The organism is Agrobacterium sp. FDAARGOS_525 (assembly GCF_003938925.1).
Classification (GTDB): Bacteria; Pseudomonadota; Alphaproteobacteria; order Rhizobiales; family Rhizobiaceae; genus Agrobacterium; species Agrobacterium pusense.
This window is the reverse complement of the sequence record NZ_RKIU01000004.1, coordinates 2,115,140-2,133,077: the sequence shown is the minus strand read 5'-3', so window position 1 is coordinate 2,133,077 and position 17,938 is coordinate 2,115,140. Positions and strand designations below refer to the sequence as shown.

The following is a 17,938-nucleotide window of genomic DNA, read 5'->3' as shown; positions in this document are numbered from 1 at the left end:
ATTCTCCTGTTTCAAAGGCTGTTTTCAGGCCGCGCGGTGGCGGCCGGAACCGAGAAGATCGATGAGCACGCCGCGCGTGCCGAAGAGGATGGAGAGCACATAGACGGCGCCCGCCGAAAGGATGATCGCCGGGCCCGATGGCAGCGACGCGTGATAGGACAGGACAAGACCGGCAAAGCAGGACACCATGCCGATGCCGATGGAAATGAAGCACATGGGCGCGACGCGGTTTGACCAGAAGCGGCTGGCGGCAGCCGGCAGCATCATCAGCCCGACTGAAAGGAGCGTCCCCAGCGCCTGAAAGCCACCCACGAGATTGAGCACGACGATGCCGAGGAAGAGGAAATGCACCGGGCTGCCCCATCTGCTGACCGAGCGCAGAAAGAGCGGATCGAGGCATTCGGCCACGAGCGCCCTCCAGAAGGTGATCATCACCGAAAGCGTAATGACACAGATGCCGCCGATCAGTCCGAGCGCCTCATTGTTCAGCGCCAGCACCGTGCCGAACAGAACGTGCATCAGGTCGACGCTGGAGCCACGCCATGAGACGAGCAGCACGCCGAGCGCCAGCGAAATCAGATAAAGCGCGGCGAGAGAGGCGTCCTCCTTCTGAACGGTGAAACGCGACACCGCGCCGGCCCCCAGCGCGACCACGAGGCCAACGACGAGCCCGCCAATCGTCATCGGCAGAATGTCCAGCCCATAAAACAGAAAGCCGACAGCAGCGCCCGGCAGGATGGCGTGCGACATGGCATCGCCCGTCAGGCTCATGCGGCGCAGCATCAGAAAAACCCCGACGGGGCCGCAGCTGACCGCGAGGATCAGCGCACCGGCAAGCGCGCGCTGCATGAAGACATACTGGATGAAAGGATCGATGAAGATATCAGCCATGGCTATTCGAATTCGCGTGGAAGTGGGGGTGGGCGTGCGGCGGCGCCGCCGGATCCGGAGGGAGCGGAGGGGAAGCCGGCGCGCACCAAGGCGCGTCCTCCTCCCACGCCTCATGGAAATGTCGGGCCTGGCGAAGATTCTCCGCCTGCAGGACTTCAGCCGTTGGACCAAGCCCGACCAGCCTTCGCGCCAGGAAAAGCGTCTGGGGAAAATGCTGCTGCACGAGCTGGTGATCGTGAAGTACGGTCAGAACGGTGCGCCCTTGCGCCACCCATGCCTTGATCAGCACCAGCAGGTCGGTCACGGTCCGCTCGTCGACGGCATTGAAGGGCTCATCGAGCAGAATGAGCTGCGCATCCTGCAGCATGGCCCGGGCAAAAAGGGCACGCTGCATCTGGCCACCCGAGAGGGAGTCGATATTTCGCCTTTCAAAACCGGACAGTCCGACCGCTTTCAGCGCTTGGTCGATCGCCGTCCGATCTTCGGAACGGTGTCGTCCGAGCAGGCCGCGTCTCGGCCAGAGACCGAGGGCCACAAGGTCTCGTACTTGAGCGGGAAAGGACCGGTCCAGCTCCGACTGTTGCGGCAGATAGGCGACGGAGATCGCCGGACTAACCCGACATTCGCCGCCAAGCGGCTTCAAAATGCCGGCAATGCCTTTCATCAACGTGGATTTTCCCGAGCCGTTGGCGCCGATAACGGCGGTAAGCGAGCCGCAGGCAATACTACCATTGAGATGGTGCACCGCCGCCCGGCCGGCATATCCAAGGGTCAGATTTGAGAAGATAAGGCACGGATCGTTCATCGATCCCTCCGGAAGCAGGATGTCATTCGATGACCCTTGATATGTAATGTTATTACATTCGTCAAACGAATATGTAATGAAATAACATTTACTGGTGGAGGCGGACTGGCACGCTGTCACCTCCGGCGGTAGGCCGTTGCTGGCAAACGGCGAATTATTCATCCGGACGCGTAACCACCACGCTCATGCCGAAGGCAATTTCTCGCTCACCTGTTGACATTCCCTGTATATGTAATGTTATTACGTTACATATGGTAACGATGCGCGCCGGATCGTTTCCCAATGCCCCGATGTGCCCGCCGAGGTCCACTCGAAACACGTTTACAGAACGAGGTCCAAATGTCGAAAAAACTACCCGTCACCGTGCTTTCCGGCTTTTTAGGCGCTGGCAAGACGACGCTTCTGAACCACATTCTCGCCAATCGCGATGGTTTGCGCGTGGCCTTGATCGTCAACGACATGAGCGAGATCAATATCGATGCGGCGCTGGTTCGTGACGGCGGGGCCAATCTCTCCCGAACCGAAGAGCAATTGGTGGAAATGACCAATGGCTGCATCTGTTGCACCCTGCGTGACGATCTTCTCAAGGAAGTGCGGGCGCTGGCGGAGCAGGACCGTTTCGACTATCTGCTGATCGAATCGACCGGCATCGCCGAGCCGCTTCCCGTCGCCGCGACGTTCGATTTCCGCGACGAGAATGGTCGCAGCCTTTCCGATGTTGCCCGGCTCGACACGATGGTGACGGTGGTGGACGCCGCCAATCTTCTCAACGATTACGGTTCATCCGATTTTCTGGCCGACCGGGGCGAAACGGCGGGCGATGGCGACAACCGCACCATCGTCGATCTTCTAGTGGAGCAGATCGAATTCGCCGATGTCGTCGTGCTCAACAAGATCGGCACTGCAACGCCAGAGGAGCGGGATGCCGCCCGCAAGATCATCATCGGGCTGAACCCCGATGCAAAACTCATCGACGCCGATTTCGGCAAGGTGGCGCTGAAGGAGGTTCTGGGCACTGGCCGCTTCGATTTCGCCAGGGCCGAAGAACACCCTCTCTGGTTCAAGGAATTGCATGGTTTCAAGGACCACATTCCCGAAACCGAGGAATATGGCATTCGCTCTTTCGTCTATCGTGCCAAAAAGCCTTTCGACCCCGTGCTGTTCCAGCGTTTCATCGATCGCGCCTGGCCGGGGGTCGTGCGCGCCAAGGGTTTTTTCTGGCTGGCGACGCGGCCGCGTTATGTGGGAGAGATCAGCCAGGCCGGCGCTCTGGTTCGCACCGGCAAGATGGGTCTCTGGTGGTCCGCCGTGCCGAAAGAGCAATGGCCGCGCGAAAAGCAGTTCCTTGATATGATGAAGCCCTATCTCGACCCGGTCTTCGGCGACCGCCGGCAGGAAATCGTCTTCATAGGTTCCGATCCAATGAATGAAGCCCGCATCCGCGCCCAGCTCGATGCCTGCCTGATAGACACGGATGCCTTCACGCCCGATGCCTGGCGGCACCTGCCCGATCCTTTCGCCAGCTGGGACCGGCAGGCGGCTTGAGCGGTAGCTACCGATGCGGGGCAATCGCAAACCGTCACTCGGGATCAGGTCCGTGTCCAGCGCGGTCAAGTCCTTGATCGCGAAAAACTCTTTTCACGGCGCAGACGCGCCGTGGCTGGATGCCGGATCCAGTCCGGCATGACGGAGGAGAGGCTTCATGAAAAATTCAACGTCACCATCGCGAGCACCACGTATCGCCCGACCTTCGCGATGGTGACCAGCAGCAGAAACACCGGCAGCGGCTCTTTCATGATGCCGGCCGCAACCGTTAGAGGGTCCCCGATGATCGGCGCCCAGCTGAGGAGCAGGGACCATTTGCCGTAACGCCGGTACCAGTTCTGCGCCCGTTGCAGCGCAGCCTCCCCGACCGGAAACCAACGTTCATGTCGAAAACGTTCGATGCCACGGCCAAGCAGCCAGTTGGCGAAGGACCCGGCGACATTGCCGACGCTCGCCACGACAACCAGCAGCCAGACGGGCTGGGATTTCAGAAGAATGAGCCCCGCAAGCGCCGCCTCCGACTGCATGGGAAGGATGGTCGCCGCAATGAACGCCGTCAGAAACAAACCCGCATATACAGCCAGATCGGCCATTCCGTGCCCTTCATCATCCGCGAATCCCATCGCTGTCCCTGAAGTGGCGGATAAGGGCCGCGGCGGTCAAGCGGCTCTGCCGCGTGGAGGCCGGTTCTCAAGCTGAATTCGCGGCAATGGCGCGCACAATATCGTCATGATCCACCGCGAGAAGCGCCTTGTGGATGGATAATTGCCGGGTCGTACCGGAAACGGCGAGGATGACGATCACCGTTTCCCGTGGCGGGCAATCCGGCAGCGCGCAGGAAAGCTCGCTGACGGTAATACTGTCTTCCGGCTTGAGTTGCAGCAAATCACGTGACCATTGCTTCAGAAGACGCGCGTGCGAGATGATCGCGGAGCCACTGCGTGCAAGCGGATTGTTCATGCCCTGCCCTTCCGCCTTGCCTGCGCGGCCAATGTGTCGAAAAGCTCGCGAATGGGCTTTTGCGGCATGTCCATGCCGATCAGCACGATACGTGTCGAACGATCTTGATCCGGCCAGCGCTCCAGGCGGGTAAGCGGATAAAGCCGATGCTGCACCGCGTGGGCGACAACCGGTCGCTCCGGATCATCCGTCGCCCCGAAAATTCCCTTGAGCCGCAGAAGACCGGAATGCACATTGCTGGTGACGAGCTCGAGAAAAGTCACAATCGCCTGGGGGTCAAAAACCCCGTCAAAGGTGAGATTGAAGGCCTCGACCCCGACGCCGTGGCGGTTGACATCGTGCTGATGGGCCGCATGAAGGCTCAGCCTGTCGGCCGCAAGCCATGCAGGCGCATCCTCCGGCTTGCCACACAACGAATAATCCGATGCGTTGAACAACGACATCAGATCGAAATCGGCTGCATTGCGATCATGAAACGAGGCTGCGGGATTGAGATCGGCGAGGCTTTCGCGGTCCAGCGCCGCGTCATCGGCCAGATCGGTCTTCGTCAAAACGATGTGGTCGGCAAAGGCAAGCTGTTTCCAGCCCTCAATGAAGCTGTTGAGCATCGGCGGGCCCGAGACAACGTCGAAAGCCGTCACCACGCCCGAAAGATGAAAATGCCGGGCGACGATGTGATCCCGCAGGCCCAGCGCCGGCGTGCCGCTGGCGATGAGGCTGTTGATGATCGGCGCAGGATCGGCAAGACCGGTGGTTTCGATGACAACCCGCGAGACATCAGGCATTACCCCTTCCAGAATGGCCTGATGCAGTTCGTAAAGCGAGGTGCGGATATCGCTCGTGGCGGTGCAGCAGATGCAACCCGTCGTCGTTCTGAAATATCGTTCGGACCCCGTCCGCACCAGACCGTGATCGATGGGCACCGAGCCGAATTCGTTGACGATCACAGCCGCATCCCGCATGGCCGGCTCAGCCAGAAGCGCGTTCAGCAAGGTGGTCTTGCCTGCACCGAGAAAGCCGGTAAGCAGGGTAACCGGCACCGTTCGCAATGATGGCAGGCCAGCCGAATCGTCCCTGCGCTCAAACGCCTTTTTACGCTTCAATCCGAACACATCCACCTCTTCGCCCGCACAAATTCACAGCAATACAATACGTAATGTAATAACATATCAATGGCAACTATTGGATTTCGACAGGAGGGAATCCAGCGGAGACACGCGCCGGTGGCCAAGCGCATGAAAAAACCGTGGAACGAAGGAAATGGAATAATAAATCCGTTTCCTTCACTTTCGTTTTAATCGTTCCACGTTCTATTGCATTTTCGTTAGAGTTCGCTTTTAATCGGCAATGCTAATACAGAAAAGATCGCCCGCAACCATATCGAGGAGGATAGGCTGCAATTAAGGGGCTGTATCTTTTACTGTTTTCATAATGGGAGGAATCGCCTTGAAAAAACTCAGCTACCGCCTTGCTGCGGCATCCGCGCTTTCGTTTTTTGTCACATCGAATGCATATGCTGTGACGGAGATCCAGTGGTGGCACGCCATGACCGGCGCCAACAACGAAGTCGTGGATTCGCTTGCCAAGGAATTCAACGACAGCCAGAAAGACTACAAGGTCATGCCCGTCTTCAAGGGCACCTATCCCGAAACCCTGAACGCCGGCATCGCCGCCTTCCGCGCCAAGCAGGCGCCTGCCATCATTCAGGTCTTCGATGCCGGCTCCGGTGTCATGATGGGTGCTGCGGGCGCCATCAAACCGGTAGCGGACGTGCTGAAGGAAGGCGGCTACACCTTCAACAAGGATGAATATCTGGCAGGCATCGTCGCCTATTATTCCAAGCCTGACGGCACCATGCTGTCCTTCCCCTATAATTCGTCCTCGCCGATCCTCTATTATAACAAGGATATCTTCCAGAAGGCCGGCCTCGATGCCGCCAACCCGCCGAAGACCTGGCCGGAAGTTTTCGATGCCGCCAGGAAGATCAAGACCAGCGGTGCCGCGCAATGTGGTTTCACCTCCACCTGGCTGACCTGGATCCAGACCGAAAACTTCGCCGCATGGAACAACGTCTCCTATGGCAGCAATGAAAACGGTCTCGGCGGCACCGATGTGAAGCTCGCCGTCAATGCGCCGCTTTTTGTCGAGCATTTCCAGGCGATTGCCGATCTGGCGAAAGACGGTGTCTTCCGTTATGGCGGCCGCACTTCGGAAGCCAAGCAGCTCTTCATGTCCGGCGAATGCGGTATTCTGACCGAATCCTCCGGCGGCCTTGGAGATATCATCAAGACCGGAATGAATTACGGCATCGGCCAGCTTCCCTATTATGAGGGCCATGGCCCGCAGAACACCATCCCGGGCGGCGCCAGCCTCTGGGTCTTCGGTGGCAAGAGCGATGCCGAATATAAGGGCGTAGCGGAATTCTTCCACTTCCTCTCCCAGACCAAGATCCAGTCTCGCCTGCATCAGGTCTCTGGCTATATGCCGGTCACGATCGCGGCCTATGAGGAAACCAAGAAATCCGGCTTCTACGACAAGAACCCCGGCCGTGAAACGCCGCTGCTGCAGATGATGGGCAAACCGCCGACAGAAAACTCCAAGGGTGTACGTCTCGTGAACCTGCCGCAGGTACGCGACATCATGAACGAGGAGTTCGAGGCGATGCTGGCCGGCAAGCAGGATGCGAAGGCAGCACTCGACAAGATAGTCCAGCGCGGCGACGCGGCCATCAAACAGGCCGCCGGCAATTAAACGATCCCCTGCCCCGCCCGCATCCTCTGACAGATGCGGGCGGCATTTCCATGTCATCAGGAGATCGCCGTGCAAAGCGTCGGATTCCCCAACAAGATCCTGCCCTATCTGCTGGTCGCCCCGCAGATCATCCTCACGGTGATCTTTTTCTTCTGGCCGGCCAGCCAGGCGCTCTATCAGTCCACCATGCGCGAGGATGCCTTCGGGCTGAACAGCAATTTCGTCGGCCTGGCGAATTTTTCCGCGGTACTTTCTGATGAAAGCTACCTCAACTCGCTGCAGGTCACCGTCGTTTTCAGCATCCTCACCGCGCTTGTCTCCATGGGGCTGGCGCTGCTGCTGGCAACGGCGGCAGACAGGGTGGTGCGCGGCAAGGGCTTTTACCGCACCATGATGATCATGCCCTATGCCGTCGCGCCGGCGGTGGCCGGCATGTTATGGCTCTTCATGTTCAATCCGGCCATGGGAACCTTCTCTTATATCCTGCGTCGCAACGGCATCATGTGGGACCCGCTGCTTAACGGCAATCAGGCCATGCTGCTCGTCGTCGCGGCGGCTGCGTGGAAACAGATCAGCTACAATTTCCTGTTTTTTGTCGCGGGCTTGCAGGCAATTCCTAAATCATTGCTGGAGGCCGCCTCCATTGATGGCGCGCGCGGTTCGCGGCGCTTCTGGACCATCGTTTTCCCTCTGCTTGCGCCGACCACCTTCTTCCTTCTGGTCGTCAACACGGTCTACGCCTTCTTCGACACCTTCGGCATCATCCATGCGGTGACCGGCGGCGGCCCCGCAAAGGCGACGGAAACGCTGGTTTACAAGGTCTATAATGATGGCTTCGTGAACCTCAATCTCGGCTCATCCGCCGCGCAATCCGTGATCCTGATGGTGATCGTCATCGCGCTCACCGCCTTCCAGTTCCGCTTCGTCGAGAAGCGCGTGCATTACGGCTGAGGACGTCCTGATGATTGAAAATCGCCCCATCGCACGCGTGATTGCCCATCTGATGCTGGTGCTCGGCATCATCATCGTGGCCTTTCCGATCTACTACACCTTCATCGCGTCCTCGATGACGTCGAACGACATCATCCGGCCGCCCATGTCGCTGCTGCCAGGCGGCCATCTCGGAGAAAACTATACCGACGCCATGGTTGGCGGCGTGGAAAGGGTCGTCGGCGTCAGCCTCGAACGGCTGCTGTTCAACAGCTTCGTCGTGGCGCTGGCCATCGCCATCGGCAAGATCATCATCTCGTTCCTGTCCGCCTTCGCCATCGTTTTCTTCCGCTTTCCCTTCCGCATGGGCTTTTTCTGGATGATCTTCATCACGCTCATGCTGCCGGTGGAAGTACGCATCCTGCCCACCTACAAGGTCATCGTCGATCTGGGCCTGATCGACACCTATGCGGGGCTCACCCTGCCGCTGATGGCTTCAGCCACGGCGACCTTTCTCTTCCGGCAATTCTTTCTGACAATTCCCGGTGAAATGGTGGAAGCGGCGCGCATCGACAATGCGGGTCCGTTCCGCTTCATGCGCGATATCCTGCTGCCGCTGTCGAAGACCAATATCGCGGCACTTTTCGTGATCCTCTTCATCTACGGCTGGACGCAATATCTCTGGCCGCTGCTCGTGACCAACGACGCAAAGATGAACACGATCATCATCGGCCTCAAGCGCATGGTGGATTTTACCGATGCCTCGACGCCCTGGAATTATGTGATGGTGACGGCGATCCTCGCCATCATCCCCCCTGTTATCGTTGTGGTGCTGATGCAGCGCTGGTTCGTCAAAGGTTTGGTGGAGACCGAGAAGTAATGGCAAAAATTGCGCTGAAAGACGTCCGCAAGGTTTATGGCGGCAATGTCGAAGCCATCAAGGGCGTATCGATGGACATCGCCGATGGCGAAATGATCGTGCTCGTCGGTCCCTCCGGCTGCGGAAAGTCCACCCTGCTGCGCATGATCGCCGGTCTGGAAGGCATTTCCGGCGGCCAGATCGTCATCGGCGACCGCGTCGTCAACGATCTGGAACCCTCAGACCGCGACATTGCCATGGTGTTCCAGAACTACGCGCTCTACCCGCATATGACGGTGCGCCAGAGCCTTGCCTATGGCCTGAAGAACCGCAACACGCCGAAGGAGGAGATCGAGCGGCGTATCACGGAGGCGGCCAAGGCTCTCGAAATCGAGCAATTCCTGGAGCGCAAGCCGCGCCAGCTTTCCGGCGGCCAGCGCCAGCGTGTGGCCATGGGCCGCGCCATCGTGCGCAAGCCCGCGGCATTCCTGTTCGACGAGCCGCTTTCCAACCTCGACGCCAAGCTGCGCGTGCAGATGCGCGTCGAAATCCGCCGCCTGCAGCGCTCTCTCGCCACGACAAGCGTTTACGTGACCCACGACCAGATGGAAGCCATGACGCTCGCCGACAGGCTGGTGGTGCTGAATGCCGGCCGCATCGAGCAGATGGGCACGCCGATCGAGCTTTACGAAAAACCGGCCACGACCTTTGTCGCCACCTTCATCGGCTCGCCCTCGATGAACCTGCTGAACCACGGGACGGCGACGGCCAACGGCTCTTCCGGTTGGTCGGTGATGGAAAGCACCGCACTGCCGCAGGGTGCTGCCACGCTCGGCATCCGCCCGGAAGACATCACCCTTGCCAGTGAGGCCCCCACCGACGCTGCATTTACCGGCACCGTGCAGGTGGACGCCGTGGAACTGGTGGGTGCGGAAAGTTACGTGCACGGCTCCTTCGCCGACGGCACCACCATCGTCTTCCGCGTCCACGGCCGCTCGCAACTGCGCATCGGCGAAACGCTGAAAATCGCCGCCCAGGCAAAGGATTTCCATCTGTTCGATTCGGCGGGGAAGCGGATTTAAGCCACTGCGGGATGCCATTACTGCGACGTCCAGCATCTAAGTAATGGCGTCCCGTCGTGTTAGCCGCCCTTTCTCGCCGTGAAATGAAAGGTAAGGACATCACCTTGATAATGCTCGGAAAGCAAAACGTCCTTCATTCCGTTCCGACTGAACGCCGCGAGGATGGCGATAGGATCATATTCCGACATTCGCATTGAAAGTGTATTCCAGCCTTTTCCACGCAGGAATCTGTATGTTGCCGCCAGCACTGGCACATTGTGGCGCAGGTGATAGCGTAGGCGGTCTGACAAGCGGCGTTCAGGCCGTTTGACGCTCGCCTGGAGAATGGCGACACCGTTGGGGCCGACCTTAGACAGCAACTTGTCGATCAGCATCACTCCCCTCCTGGCATCTACGTGCTGGAGAACGATATAGCTGAGGACGAGGTCAAATTCGCCCGAAGCGTGACTTAAATCGTCGTCTGAAGGGACCATTTCGACATTTTTGACATTGTATAACTGGCAGTTCTTAACGGCTTCGGCACGCATGTCTGGAGATAGTTCTACGCCGATTACGGTTTCAAAACGGGATGCAAGCGGTATGCTCATTCGAGCCACCCCGGCACCGAACTCAAGAACACGTCCTTTACCCAACGGCCCGAAATACTGTTCCGCACGACCCAGCATCCAAGAGACATTGGCTTCCCCGGTTGCGAAGAATTCCCCCTTCGTTGCCTCGATATTTGAAGTGTGAAATCGGTCTTCGGAATACACGCCGTAATATGGGTTTTTCCTGCCCCATTCCAGCCACTGCGTATCGCTCATAAAATCCCTCAAACATAAGCAGACAATAATATTTATATATCCACTATTCAATACAATAACAGACATTACTTTGCAAAACAAATATATCAACAATAAATGCTATTAATAAAACACAAGCACAACCAAAATATATGTTATAAATACTCGGACGAGCAGGGGTGATGTGGAAAGACGCGGTGAAGCAAACATCGCAAATTTCGACTGAACCCCCTTTCAGTTTTCAAATGAAAAGGGGTTCAAAAGCCTGAAATCCCGTGCTTCGCCTCCATGAACGGCGACCAATCAAGGGAGCGCCAACCTACCAGACGAGTTCCACCTGCGGCCGGCCATTGGAAGTTTTCTCAAGGGTGCGGCCGGAGGTATCGACATTGCAATGAACGCGCTGGCGGAAAGCGGAGAAGCTTTCGAAGGTCACGACATCCACGGGATCATCGAGATGCAGGGTCAGCCGGTAACGTTCGGGATCCCCGCCGAGCGCCTGCACGCCCAGAACGGAGGCCACGAAAGGCTGCCCGAGGTAAAAACCTTCCACCCTCGAACCCAGAAGATAGGGATTGAATGCGGGACGATTTCCCGCGGCGGCATGTAGCGTATTCCAGTCGCGGAAGCCATATTGTGCGGCGATGAGTTCCAACGCCTTTGAATGGGTGATTGACTGCCCCCCATCCTCAAGAGCGGCACGCAGGCGCTTTGCCTGTTCTTTCAGCCCCTCAAGTGCGGGAAGCGGTTTGGACACGTTCATAACGGTTCTCCAACATGTGCATGCCGAATGTTCCGAAGGGGGTCCGCGTTGCCATCGACGACATGCAAAACATGGGATGACCGTTATCAAGAAAAGAGCTTCACCAGGGGCGCAAACGCGCCTGCGGACGGCCGGGGCTCTTGCCCGTGACCGTCCCTATAGCCCAGAAAGCGCCGCCCGTCAAAGGCCGCGCTTCATTGATCTACTGTCAGAAACGATAGGTGATACCCGCGCCAATCAGCCACGGATCCAGCTTGGCCTTGCCGCTGATCGGCGTGCCACCGAGTTCCGCCGTCCAGTCGGTCTTGAGGAAGATCTTCTTCACGTCGAAGTTCACACCCCAATGCTCATCCAGCATATAGTCGAAACCGACCTGCACCGCGGCGCCCAGCTTGTTCTTGACGTCGAGATTGCTGAAACCGGGCTTTTCCGTCTGGTTGTAGAACAGCGAATAGTTCACGCCCGCGCCGATATAGGGCTTGAAAGCGCCGAAGTCGGTGAAGTGATATTGCAGCGTCAGTGTCGGCGGCAGCAGCCAGGTCTTGCCGACCGGCGTGCCGGCCAGCACGCCCTCGCCATTGATTTTGGCATAGGTGGTGCCGAGAATGAGTTCGGCGGCGAAGTTATCGGTGAAGAAATAGCTGATGTCGAGTTCCGGGATTACGGTATCCGAATAGGACAGGCCAGCCCCTGGCACACCGTCGACGCTCCCGCTGTCGTTGGTGATGACGCCGAGGCCGCGCACGCGCAGCATCCACGGGCTTGCCGCCGCAATCGCTTCCTCCGCAGTCGGAGCCGGCGCCGCCTGGGTCATATCAGCGGCTATCGCATCGGCGGACCCGAGCATGGCGGCAACGCCAATCGCAACACTGGCAAGCAAGGCGTTGTTTCTGTTTCTATTCGTCATTCCATCTCTCCTATAGCGCACCGCAGCCGGGCAAGTCCCCGGAACCGGCTGATGACGGCGGGCCTTGCGAATCTTCGCCTGCCGCAACCGCTTGGGAGCCACTATGACGAAGGGTGACGCAGGCCGATTGAGATGGATCAAACCGGGATGCCCTTCATGTATGGAAGCGATGAACCGGCAAGCATTGTGGCAATTACGCAACAATACCGCCCGGCGACCCGCCTGCAGAAGCCGGAATACGGAGAAGGCCACATGCGCAGGCCTCCCCCATTCATATCACGCCGTCTGCGGCGTCAGGGTCGCGGAGCCCGGCTTTCGCAGCAGCAGAACCGAGACGGCGGCAATCATGCACATCAGACCGGCAATCTGCAGAGCGGGCATATAGGTATCGAAGTCGCTCTTGAAGAAACCGGCGCCAAAGGCGGCGGTGGCTGCCCCCAGCTGATGGCCGGCAAAGACCCAGCCGAAAACAAGACCGGCCTTTTCACGGCCGAAGTTTTCCGCGGCAAGCTTCACCGTTGGCGGCACGGTCGCTACCCAGTCCAGCCCGTAGAAGACGGCAAAGACCGAAAGCTCCACGAAGCTGAAGCCTGAGAATGAGAGGTAAAGCAAGGACAGACCGCGCAGACCGTAGAACCAGAACAACAGGAAGCGATTGTCGAACCGGTCGGAAAGCCAACCGGCGAAGATCGTACCGAAGAAGTCGAAAATGCCGATCACCGCCAGCGTTCCCGCCGCTGTTACCGCAGCCATGCCGAAATCGCCGCAGATCGAGATCCAGTGTGTCTGGATGAGACCGTTGGTCGAAAGTCCGCAGACGAAAAACGTGCCGAACAGCACCCAGAAGACGGGGTTGCCCGAGACGCTTTTCAGCGTCACCAGCGGCGATGCCAGCGTGGCGAGGAGATTGTGGTCCTGCTTGACCGGCTTTGTCACCACCGTCTCGCCATAGGCCGGCAAACCGACATCGGCGGGGTGGTCACGCATCAAAAGCAGGACGAGGACCATGGCGGTGGCAATCACAGCAACGGACAGGGTCAAGGCGGTTCGCCAGCCATAGGCTTCCGTCAGCGCCGCCAGCAGCGGCAGGAAAACCAGCTGGCCGGTGGCGTTGCTTGCCGTCATCAGGCCGATCACCAGTCCCCGGCGCTTGGAAAACCAGCGTGTCGCCACGGTGGCGCCCAGCACCAGGGCAGTCATGCCGGTGCCGACGCCGATCACCACGCCCCAGAGCAGCAGCAATTGCCACACCTCAGTCATGAAAAACGAGGCGACAATGCCGCCCATGATCAGGGCAAGCGCGGTGGAAACCACCTGCCGGATGCCGAAATGGTTCATGAAAGCGGCGGCAAAAGGACCAAGCAGACCGAACAGCACAAGCCTGACGGCCATGGCCGAAGAAATATCGGCGATATCCCAACCGAATTCCTGATGCAGCGGCTGGATCATCACCCCCGCAGATCCCATCGCACCGGCGGTGGCCAGCATGGTGAGAAAGGTGGTCGCGGCGACGAGCCAGCCATAGTGCAGATTTCTGCCGGCCATCCAGCTGGCGAGGCGTGTGGAGAGCATGTTCGAATTCCCTTTCCGGCGGCCGCGGCCGATATTTTACGGGTATATACCCACATTGCGGGCAGATAACCGCATATGCCCAAAAAACTACAGGGCTGCGAGCAGTTCCTGCAATTGTGCTGTCTTCTCGGGCCCAAGCCGGGCCTCGATTTCATCCTGCACCCCATCCCAGAGCGGTGCGCCCGCCTTGAGGATCGCGTGCCCTTCCTCCGTTACGGTCAGCATCGCTTCCCGCTGATCCTCGCCGTGACCAATAGCGACCAAACCCATCCGCGCCAGCACCTTGGCATTGCGGCCAACGGTGGAGCGATCCAGTTCCACCCTTGCAGCCAGGTCGGTCAGCGAGACCGGCGCAACGCGGTTGATGTTCCGCAGCAGGCTGAACTGACCGATGTTGACACCAAGCGGCGCCAGTGCCTCGTCATAATAGGACGAGACCTTGCGGGATGCTTTGCGCAACAGAATGCAGTGGCAGCTATCGTTTGGCATTTGTCTCGGGTATATACCCGCAAATTCCCGGGCGCAAGGGGGCATGGAACGCAAAGATGCGACAAAACGGCCGGAGATCGGCATGCGGCAGGGTTCAGAAGCGCAGTCGGAAGAAGCCATAGGCGGCAAGAACCGCACAGACAGAGGCGCCAACCAGATAAGGCATATGCAGCGCCGCGGTGCGGCCGATCTCCGGTTCGGCCAAACTGACCATTATCCCGGCGGCAAAGGCGCCGAACGACATGGCGCTCCAACCGAAAAACCGATAGACGGAATTGACGCGTCCAAGAAGCTCATCTGGAATGAGCCTCTGCCTGTAGCTGACGGTGACCACATTCCACAACATGCCGGCTGCGGCCTCGAAAAACAGGCCGGCCGCCACCAGCGGCAAGGACGCCGACAGGCCAAGCACCAGATTGAACAGTGCAAATGTGCAAAGCGCCAGAAAGAGGCTTGCCCTCGCCCCCAACCGCCGGGCAAGCCAGGGTGAGACCAGCCCGCCAAGAACGCCGCCAGCTGCGCCACAGGTCAACAGTACGCCATAGGCGGCCGCGGAGAGATTGAGCACCTCCTGCGCATAGAGAACGAGGACTGTCATTCCCCCGACAAATACGGCGTTGATTGCGCCCAGCATGATAGCGAGCCGCAGCACCATGGGGTTGCGCCACATCCAGCCAAGGCCTTCCTGCAATGCCGGCCAGAATGAAGCCGGACCGGAGGGTTTGCGTGGCGGCAGCACGATGAGCCAGATCAACACCGCCGAGACCGCGTAAAAGCCGGCATCAAGGCCGAAGGGAATGGCAATGCCCGCCGCGATCAACAGGCCGGCCAGCGGCGGGCCGATGAACTGGCCGGTCACCTGTTCGGCGCTCCACATCTGGCCATTGGCATGTTCAAGATCACCCGGCGCGACAAGCGAAGGCAGGATCGTCTGCGCCGCATTGTCCCGAACGACCTCGGCGCAGCCGAACAGGAACGCTATTACCGCGAGCGAAAAAATCGCCGTCGAACCCGATTGCATCGGTAATGGCAGGTTTGCAGTGGCGGAGATCATGGCGACTGCGCATATCATCAGCGCCAGCCGTACCATGTCTGCCCGCACCATCAGCAAACGCCGGTCGCTTCGATCGGTCCAAACCCCCACCGGCAGCGCAAAAAGCAGCCATGGCAACCGTTGCGCCACCGCGATCATGGATATCAGCAGCGGATCGCTGGTCAGCAACGTGCCGAGCCATGGTATCGCCACCATCGAAATACCATCGGCAAGATTGGATACGGCGCTGGCGGAGAATAACAGGCGGTAATCACGATTGGTTCGGAGTAGAGCTGCCTGCATGCCTGATCCCCTGCCGCTGAAATCACGCCGGAGCAGTCATAAACTGTCACAATGGCCAAAGAGGCTATTGCGACCTATCGCCGCCGAACCGGTATCGCATCCGATTCCGCAGCCTCGCATGAAAGAATATTTTGCAGCAATACAATTTCGCTGGATCGGCCCCGGCCACCCGGCCGGAGCACGAAATCAACGGTTGACGGTGTCAGGCAGAGAGCCTGCGGCCGCTTGCCACCAGCAGGCCGGCAGCGCCTTCAAGCCAGCCAGCTTTCAGCTCCAGCGCCAGGAAACGGCTACGCTCAAACGGGCCGGGCATGATGAGATGCTGGGCCTTGTCGGCGAAAAAGCCGAAACGCTCGTAATAGGGTGCGTCGCCAACCAGAAGAATGGCGCCATGGCCCCGCCTGGTGGCCTCGGTAATGGCGGCGCGCATCAGCGCCGAGCCGATGCCCTTGCCCTCATGGGCGGCATCGACGGCAAGCGGGCCGAGCAGCAGCGCTTCGACGGCGCGGCCTTCGCGGGAGATACCGGCTTCGACGTTCCACAGGCGCACCGTGCCGATGACATGGCCGTCCTCATCGCGGGCGACGAGCGCCAGGCCTTCGGCGGGAACGCGGCCGGCGCGCAGCTTTTCGGAAGACTTGCGGCGGCGTCCGGCGCCCATGGCGCGGTCCAGCAGGTTCTCACGGGCAACGACATCGCCCGGATTTTCCTGATCGACATGAAATGTCTGCGGTGTGAAAAATGCCCGTACCGAATTCAAAAGAGCGGCCATCCTTGGCCTCCCGTCACACAACCGCCCACACGCGGCCCTTGATGAAAATTGGTGGAGCCGTTCCGGCCCGCCGACACGCTTTCCTCGGCTGGAAGAGGTGCAGCAAGCAGGGATTTGCGCAACAGCACAATCGGCAGGGCCAGAACGGAAGCTTGGTCGAGACGCCGCCCTTTCAGCGGACGGCGCTCGGATCAGATGACGTAGGCCTTCAGCGGCTCGAAACCGTTGAACGCGACCGCCGAATAGGTGGTCGTGTAAGCGCCCGTGCCTTCGATCAGAACTTCATCGCCGATGGTCAGCGAGACCGGCAGCGGATACATGTTCTTTTCATACAGCACGTCGGCACTGTCGCAGGTAGGGCCGGCTAGAACGCAGGGCTCCATCTCGTCCTGATCGCGCTCGGTGCGGATCGGGTAACGGATCGCCTCATCCATCGTCTCGGCGAGACCGCCGAACTTGCCGATGTCGAGGAACACCCAGCGGTGGTTGTCATTGTCGGACTTGCGCGACACGAGAACGACTTCCGCCTTGATGACACCGGCATTGCCTACCATGCCGCGGCCCGGTTCGATGATGGTCTTCGGGATCTGGTTGCCGAAGTGCTTGCGCAGCGCCGTGTCGATGGCCTGGCCGTACTCTTCGGCAGCCGGAACGTCGCGCAGGTACTTTGTCGGGAAACCGCCGCCCATATTGACCATCTGCAGGTGGATGCCCTGTTTGGCAAGCGAAGCGAAAACGCGCTTGGCATCGGCCAGTGCCGCATCCCATGCGTCAAGGTTCATCATCTGCGAACCGACATGGAAGGATACGCCGTAGGACTCAAGACCGAGCTGATGGGCGTAAACCAGAACGTCGACAGCCATCTGCGGTACGCAGCCGAACTTGCGCGACAGCGGCCATTCCGCACCTTCGCCATCCGTCAGAACGCGGCAGAACACGCGCGCGCCGGGAGCTGCACGGGCAACCTTCTCAACTTCCTCATGGCTGTCCACGGCGAAGAGATCGATGCCGAGCGCATGGGCGCGCGCAACATCGCGTTCCTTCTTGATGGTGTTGCCGAAGGAGATACGGTCGGAAGTCGCACCCGCATCGAGCGCCATCTGGATTTCAGCCACGGAGGCGCAATCGAAGTTGGAGCCGAGCGAAGCAAGCAGCTTCAGGATTTCGGGAGCCGGGTTTGCCTTCACGGCATAATAGATCGCGCTGTTCGGCAGGGAGTGCCGGAACGCGTTGAAATTGTCGCGCACGACGTCGAGATCAACCACGAGGCAAGGGCCTTCGGGACGTCGGGTCTTGATGAAGTCGAGAATGCGTGCAGTCGTCATCGATGTATTCCCTGTTAAACCGGCTCCGGAAAAATCCGGAGGACAAAGGACGCTCGAGATATGCATTCGAATCAGCCGGTGGAGGCGCAGAATCGATAGCATACGCTCAAGGCGCGAATGTGAACGACGCCCTGCCAGAGCATCATTCGGCTTTGTCTGCCATGGATTG

General features: G+C 59.3%; 18 protein-coding genes. 5 read left to right on the top strand and 13 right to left on the bottom strand.

Annotated features, from left to right (window positions below):
- Nucleotides 1-24 precede the first annotated feature (24 nt).
- On the bottom strand, nucleotides 25-891 hold the full coding sequence (gene aztB, locus EGT36_RS26340; protein ID WP_107339597.1) for a zinc ABC transporter permease AztB: 867 nt from the start codon (nucleotides 889-891) through the stop codon (nucleotides 25-27).
- Nucleotides 884-1,696 carry a zinc ABC transporter ATP-binding protein AztA gene (aztA, locus tag EGT36_RS26335; RefSeq protein ID WP_125271368.1) on the bottom strand — a complete coding sequence of 271 codons (813 nt, stop codon included), beginning with the start codon at nucleotides 1,694-1,696 and terminating at the stop codon, nucleotides 884-886. The genes aztB and aztA overlap by 8 nt, the downstream gene beginning before the upstream one ends.
- A 339-nt stretch (nucleotides 1,697-2,035) precedes the next feature.
- Between aztA and zigA the strand changes: the two genes are divergently transcribed.
- Nucleotides 2,036-3,241: a zinc metallochaperone GTPase ZigA gene (gene zigA, locus EGT36_RS26330; protein WP_125271367.1), complete on the top strand. Its 1,206-nt coding sequence runs from the start codon at nucleotides 2,036-2,038 to the stop codon at nucleotides 3,239-3,241.
- Nucleotides 3,242-3,396: 155 nt separating this feature from the next.
- Here zigA and EGT36_RS26325 read toward each other — a convergent pair whose 3' ends face one another.
- From EGT36_RS26325 to EGT36_RS26315, 3 genes are all read right to left on the bottom strand, one after another.
- Nucleotides 3,397-3,834, bottom strand: coding sequence for a YqaA family protein (locus EGT36_RS26325; RefSeq protein ID WP_004445041.1), 438 nt, complete (start codon nucleotides 3,832-3,834; stop codon nucleotides 3,397-3,399).
- 97 nt (nucleotides 3,835-3,931) lie between these two features.
- On the bottom strand, nucleotides 3,932-4,201 hold the full coding sequence (locus EGT36_RS26320) for a hypothetical protein (RefSeq protein ID WP_006700378.1): 270 nt from the start codon (nucleotides 4,199-4,201) through the stop codon (nucleotides 3,932-3,934).
- Nucleotides 4,198-5,304, bottom strand: coding sequence for a CobW family GTP-binding protein (locus EGT36_RS26315; RefSeq protein WP_502697448.1), 1,107 nt, complete (start codon nucleotides 5,302-5,304; stop codon nucleotides 4,198-4,200). Before EGT36_RS26315 ends, EGT36_RS26320 begins: the two co-directional genes overlap by 4 nt.
- A 337-nt stretch (nucleotides 5,305-5,641) precedes the next feature.
- On the opposite strand from EGT36_RS26315, the gene ugpB reads away from it, so the two are divergent.
- From ugpB to EGT36_RS26295, 4 genes are all read left to right on the top strand, one after another.
- Nucleotides 5,642-6,952: a sn-glycerol-3-phosphate ABC transporter substrate-binding protein UgpB gene (ugpB, locus tag EGT36_RS26310; protein ID WP_169692189.1), complete on the top strand. Its 1,311-nt coding sequence runs from the start codon at nucleotides 5,642-5,644 to the stop codon at nucleotides 6,950-6,952.
- Nucleotides 6,953-7,021: 69 nt separating this feature from the next.
- A complete protein-coding gene (gene ugpA / locus EGT36_RS26305; protein ID WP_125271366.1) occupies nucleotides 7,022-7,903 on the top strand; it encodes a sn-glycerol-3-phosphate ABC transporter permease UgpA in 882 nt (293 codons plus the stop codon).
- A 10-nt stretch (nucleotides 7,904-7,913) separates the two neighbouring features.
- On the top strand, nucleotides 7,914-8,762 hold the full coding sequence (gene ugpE, locus EGT36_RS26300) for a sn-glycerol-3-phosphate ABC transporter permease UgpE (protein WP_004445050.1): 849 nt from the start codon (nucleotides 7,914-7,916) through the stop codon (nucleotides 8,760-8,762).
- Nucleotides 8,762-9,823 (top strand): sn-glycerol-3-phosphate import ATP-binding protein UgpC, encoded by a 1,062-nt coding sequence (locus tag EGT36_RS26295; protein WP_125271365.1) that lies wholly within the window; start codon nucleotides 8,762-8,764, stop codon nucleotides 9,821-9,823. Before ugpE ends, EGT36_RS26295 begins: the two co-directional genes overlap by 1 nt.
- Nucleotides 9,824-9,882: 59 nt before the next feature.
- On the opposite strand, the gene EGT36_RS26290 is transcribed toward EGT36_RS26295, so the two are convergent.
- The 8 genes from EGT36_RS26290 to odc2 form a co-directional block, all read right to left on the bottom strand.
- Nucleotides 9,883-10,626, bottom strand: coding sequence for a class I SAM-dependent methyltransferase (locus EGT36_RS26290; RefSeq protein WP_125271364.1), 744 nt, complete (start codon nucleotides 10,624-10,626; stop codon nucleotides 9,883-9,885).
- Between the two features lie 298 nt (nucleotides 10,627-10,924).
- Nucleotides 10,925-11,368, bottom strand: a complete 444-nt coding sequence (locus EGT36_RS26285) for a glyoxalase superfamily protein (RefSeq protein ID WP_125271363.1) — start codon at nucleotides 11,366-11,368, stop codon at nucleotides 10,925-10,927.
- Between the two features lie 208 nt (nucleotides 11,369-11,576).
- Nucleotides 11,577-12,275, bottom strand: coding sequence for an OmpW/AlkL family protein (locus tag EGT36_RS26280; protein ID WP_004445064.1), 699 nt, complete (start codon nucleotides 12,273-12,275; stop codon nucleotides 11,577-11,579).
- Nucleotides 12,276-12,551: 276 nt separating this feature from the next.
- On the bottom strand, nucleotides 12,552-13,847 hold the full coding sequence (locus EGT36_RS26275) for an MFS transporter (RefSeq protein WP_034496672.1): 1,296 nt from the start codon (nucleotides 13,845-13,847) through the stop codon (nucleotides 12,552-12,554).
- An 87-nt stretch (nucleotides 13,848-13,934) separates the two neighbouring features.
- Nucleotides 13,935-14,336: a MarR family winged helix-turn-helix transcriptional regulator gene (locus EGT36_RS26270; RefSeq protein ID WP_004445069.1), complete on the bottom strand. Its 402-nt coding sequence runs from the start codon at nucleotides 14,334-14,336 to the stop codon at nucleotides 13,935-13,937.
- 94 nt (nucleotides 14,337-14,430) lie between these two features.
- Nucleotides 14,431-15,672: an MFS transporter gene (locus EGT36_RS26265; protein ID WP_125271362.1), complete on the bottom strand. Its 1,242-nt coding sequence runs from the start codon at nucleotides 15,670-15,672 to the stop codon at nucleotides 14,431-14,433.
- Nucleotides 15,673-15,874: 202 nt separating this feature from the next.
- Nucleotides 15,875-16,444, bottom strand: a complete 570-nt coding sequence (locus EGT36_RS26260) for a GNAT family N-acetyltransferase (protein ID WP_006700372.1) — start codon at nucleotides 16,442-16,444, stop codon at nucleotides 15,875-15,877.
- Between the two features lie 191 nt (nucleotides 16,445-16,635).
- Nucleotides 16,636-17,769, bottom strand: a complete 1,134-nt coding sequence (gene odc2, locus EGT36_RS26255; RefSeq protein ID WP_004445074.1) for an ornithine/lysine decarboxylase — start codon at nucleotides 17,767-17,769, stop codon at nucleotides 16,636-16,638.
- Nucleotides 17,770-17,938: the final 169 nt, after the last annotated feature.

What these genes read in the sequence shown, in the direction of transcription:
- EGT36_RS26295 (WP_125271365.1), top strand. Translation starts at nt 8,762, where the DNA reads ATGGCAAAAATTGCGCTGAAAGACGTCCGCAAGGTTTATGGCGGCAAT.
- odc2 (WP_004445074.1), bottom strand. Translation starts at nt 17,769, where the DNA reads ATGACGACTGCACGCATTCTCGACTTCATCAAGACCCGACGTCCCGAA.
- EGT36_RS26275 (WP_034496672.1), bottom strand. Translation starts at nt 13,847, where the DNA reads ATGCTCTCCACACGCCTCGCCAGCTGGATGGCCGGCAGAAATCTGCAC.
- EGT36_RS26325 (WP_004445041.1), bottom strand. Translation starts at nt 3,834, where the DNA reads ATGGCCGATCTGGCTGTATATGCGGGTTTGTTTCTGACGGCGTTCATT.
- EGT36_RS26290 (WP_125271364.1), bottom strand. Translation starts at nt 10,626, where the DNA reads ATGAGCGATACGCAGTGGCTGGAATGGGGCAGGAAAAACCCATATTAC.
- EGT36_RS26320 (WP_006700378.1), bottom strand. Translation starts at nt 4,201, where the DNA reads ATGAACAATCCGCTTGCACGCAGTGGCTCCGCGATCATCTCGCACGCG.
- zigA (WP_125271367.1), top strand. Translation starts at nt 2,036, where the DNA reads ATGTCGAAAAAACTACCCGTCACCGTGCTTTCCGGCTTTTTAGGCGCT.
- aztA (WP_125271368.1), bottom strand. Translation starts at nt 1,696, where the DNA reads ATGAACGATCCGTGCCTTATCTTCTCAAATCTGACCCTTGGATATGCC.
- EGT36_RS26265 (WP_125271362.1), bottom strand. Translation starts at nt 15,672, where the DNA reads ATGCAGGCAGCTCTACTCCGAACCAATCGTGATTACCGCCTGTTATTC.
- ugpE (WP_004445050.1), top strand. Translation starts at nt 7,914, where the DNA reads ATGATTGAAAATCGCCCCATCGCACGCGTGATTGCCCATCTGATGCTG.
- EGT36_RS26270 (WP_004445069.1), bottom strand. Translation starts at nt 14,336, where the DNA reads ATGCCAAACGATAGCTGCCACTGCATTCTGTTGCGCAAAGCATCCCGC.
- aztB (WP_107339597.1), bottom strand. Translation starts at nt 891, where the DNA reads ATGGCTGATATCTTCATCGATCCTTTCATCCAGTATGTCTTCATGCAG.
- EGT36_RS26285 (WP_125271363.1), bottom strand. Translation starts at nt 11,368, where the DNA reads ATGAACGTGTCCAAACCGCTTCCCGCACTTGAGGGGCTGAAAGAACAG.
- EGT36_RS26260 (WP_006700372.1), bottom strand. Translation starts at nt 16,444, where the DNA reads ATGGCCGCTCTTTTGAATTCGGTACGGGCATTTTTCACACCGCAGACA.
- EGT36_RS26280 (WP_004445064.1), bottom strand. Translation starts at nt 12,275, where the DNA reads ATGACGAATAGAAACAGAAACAACGCCTTGCTTGCCAGTGTTGCGATT.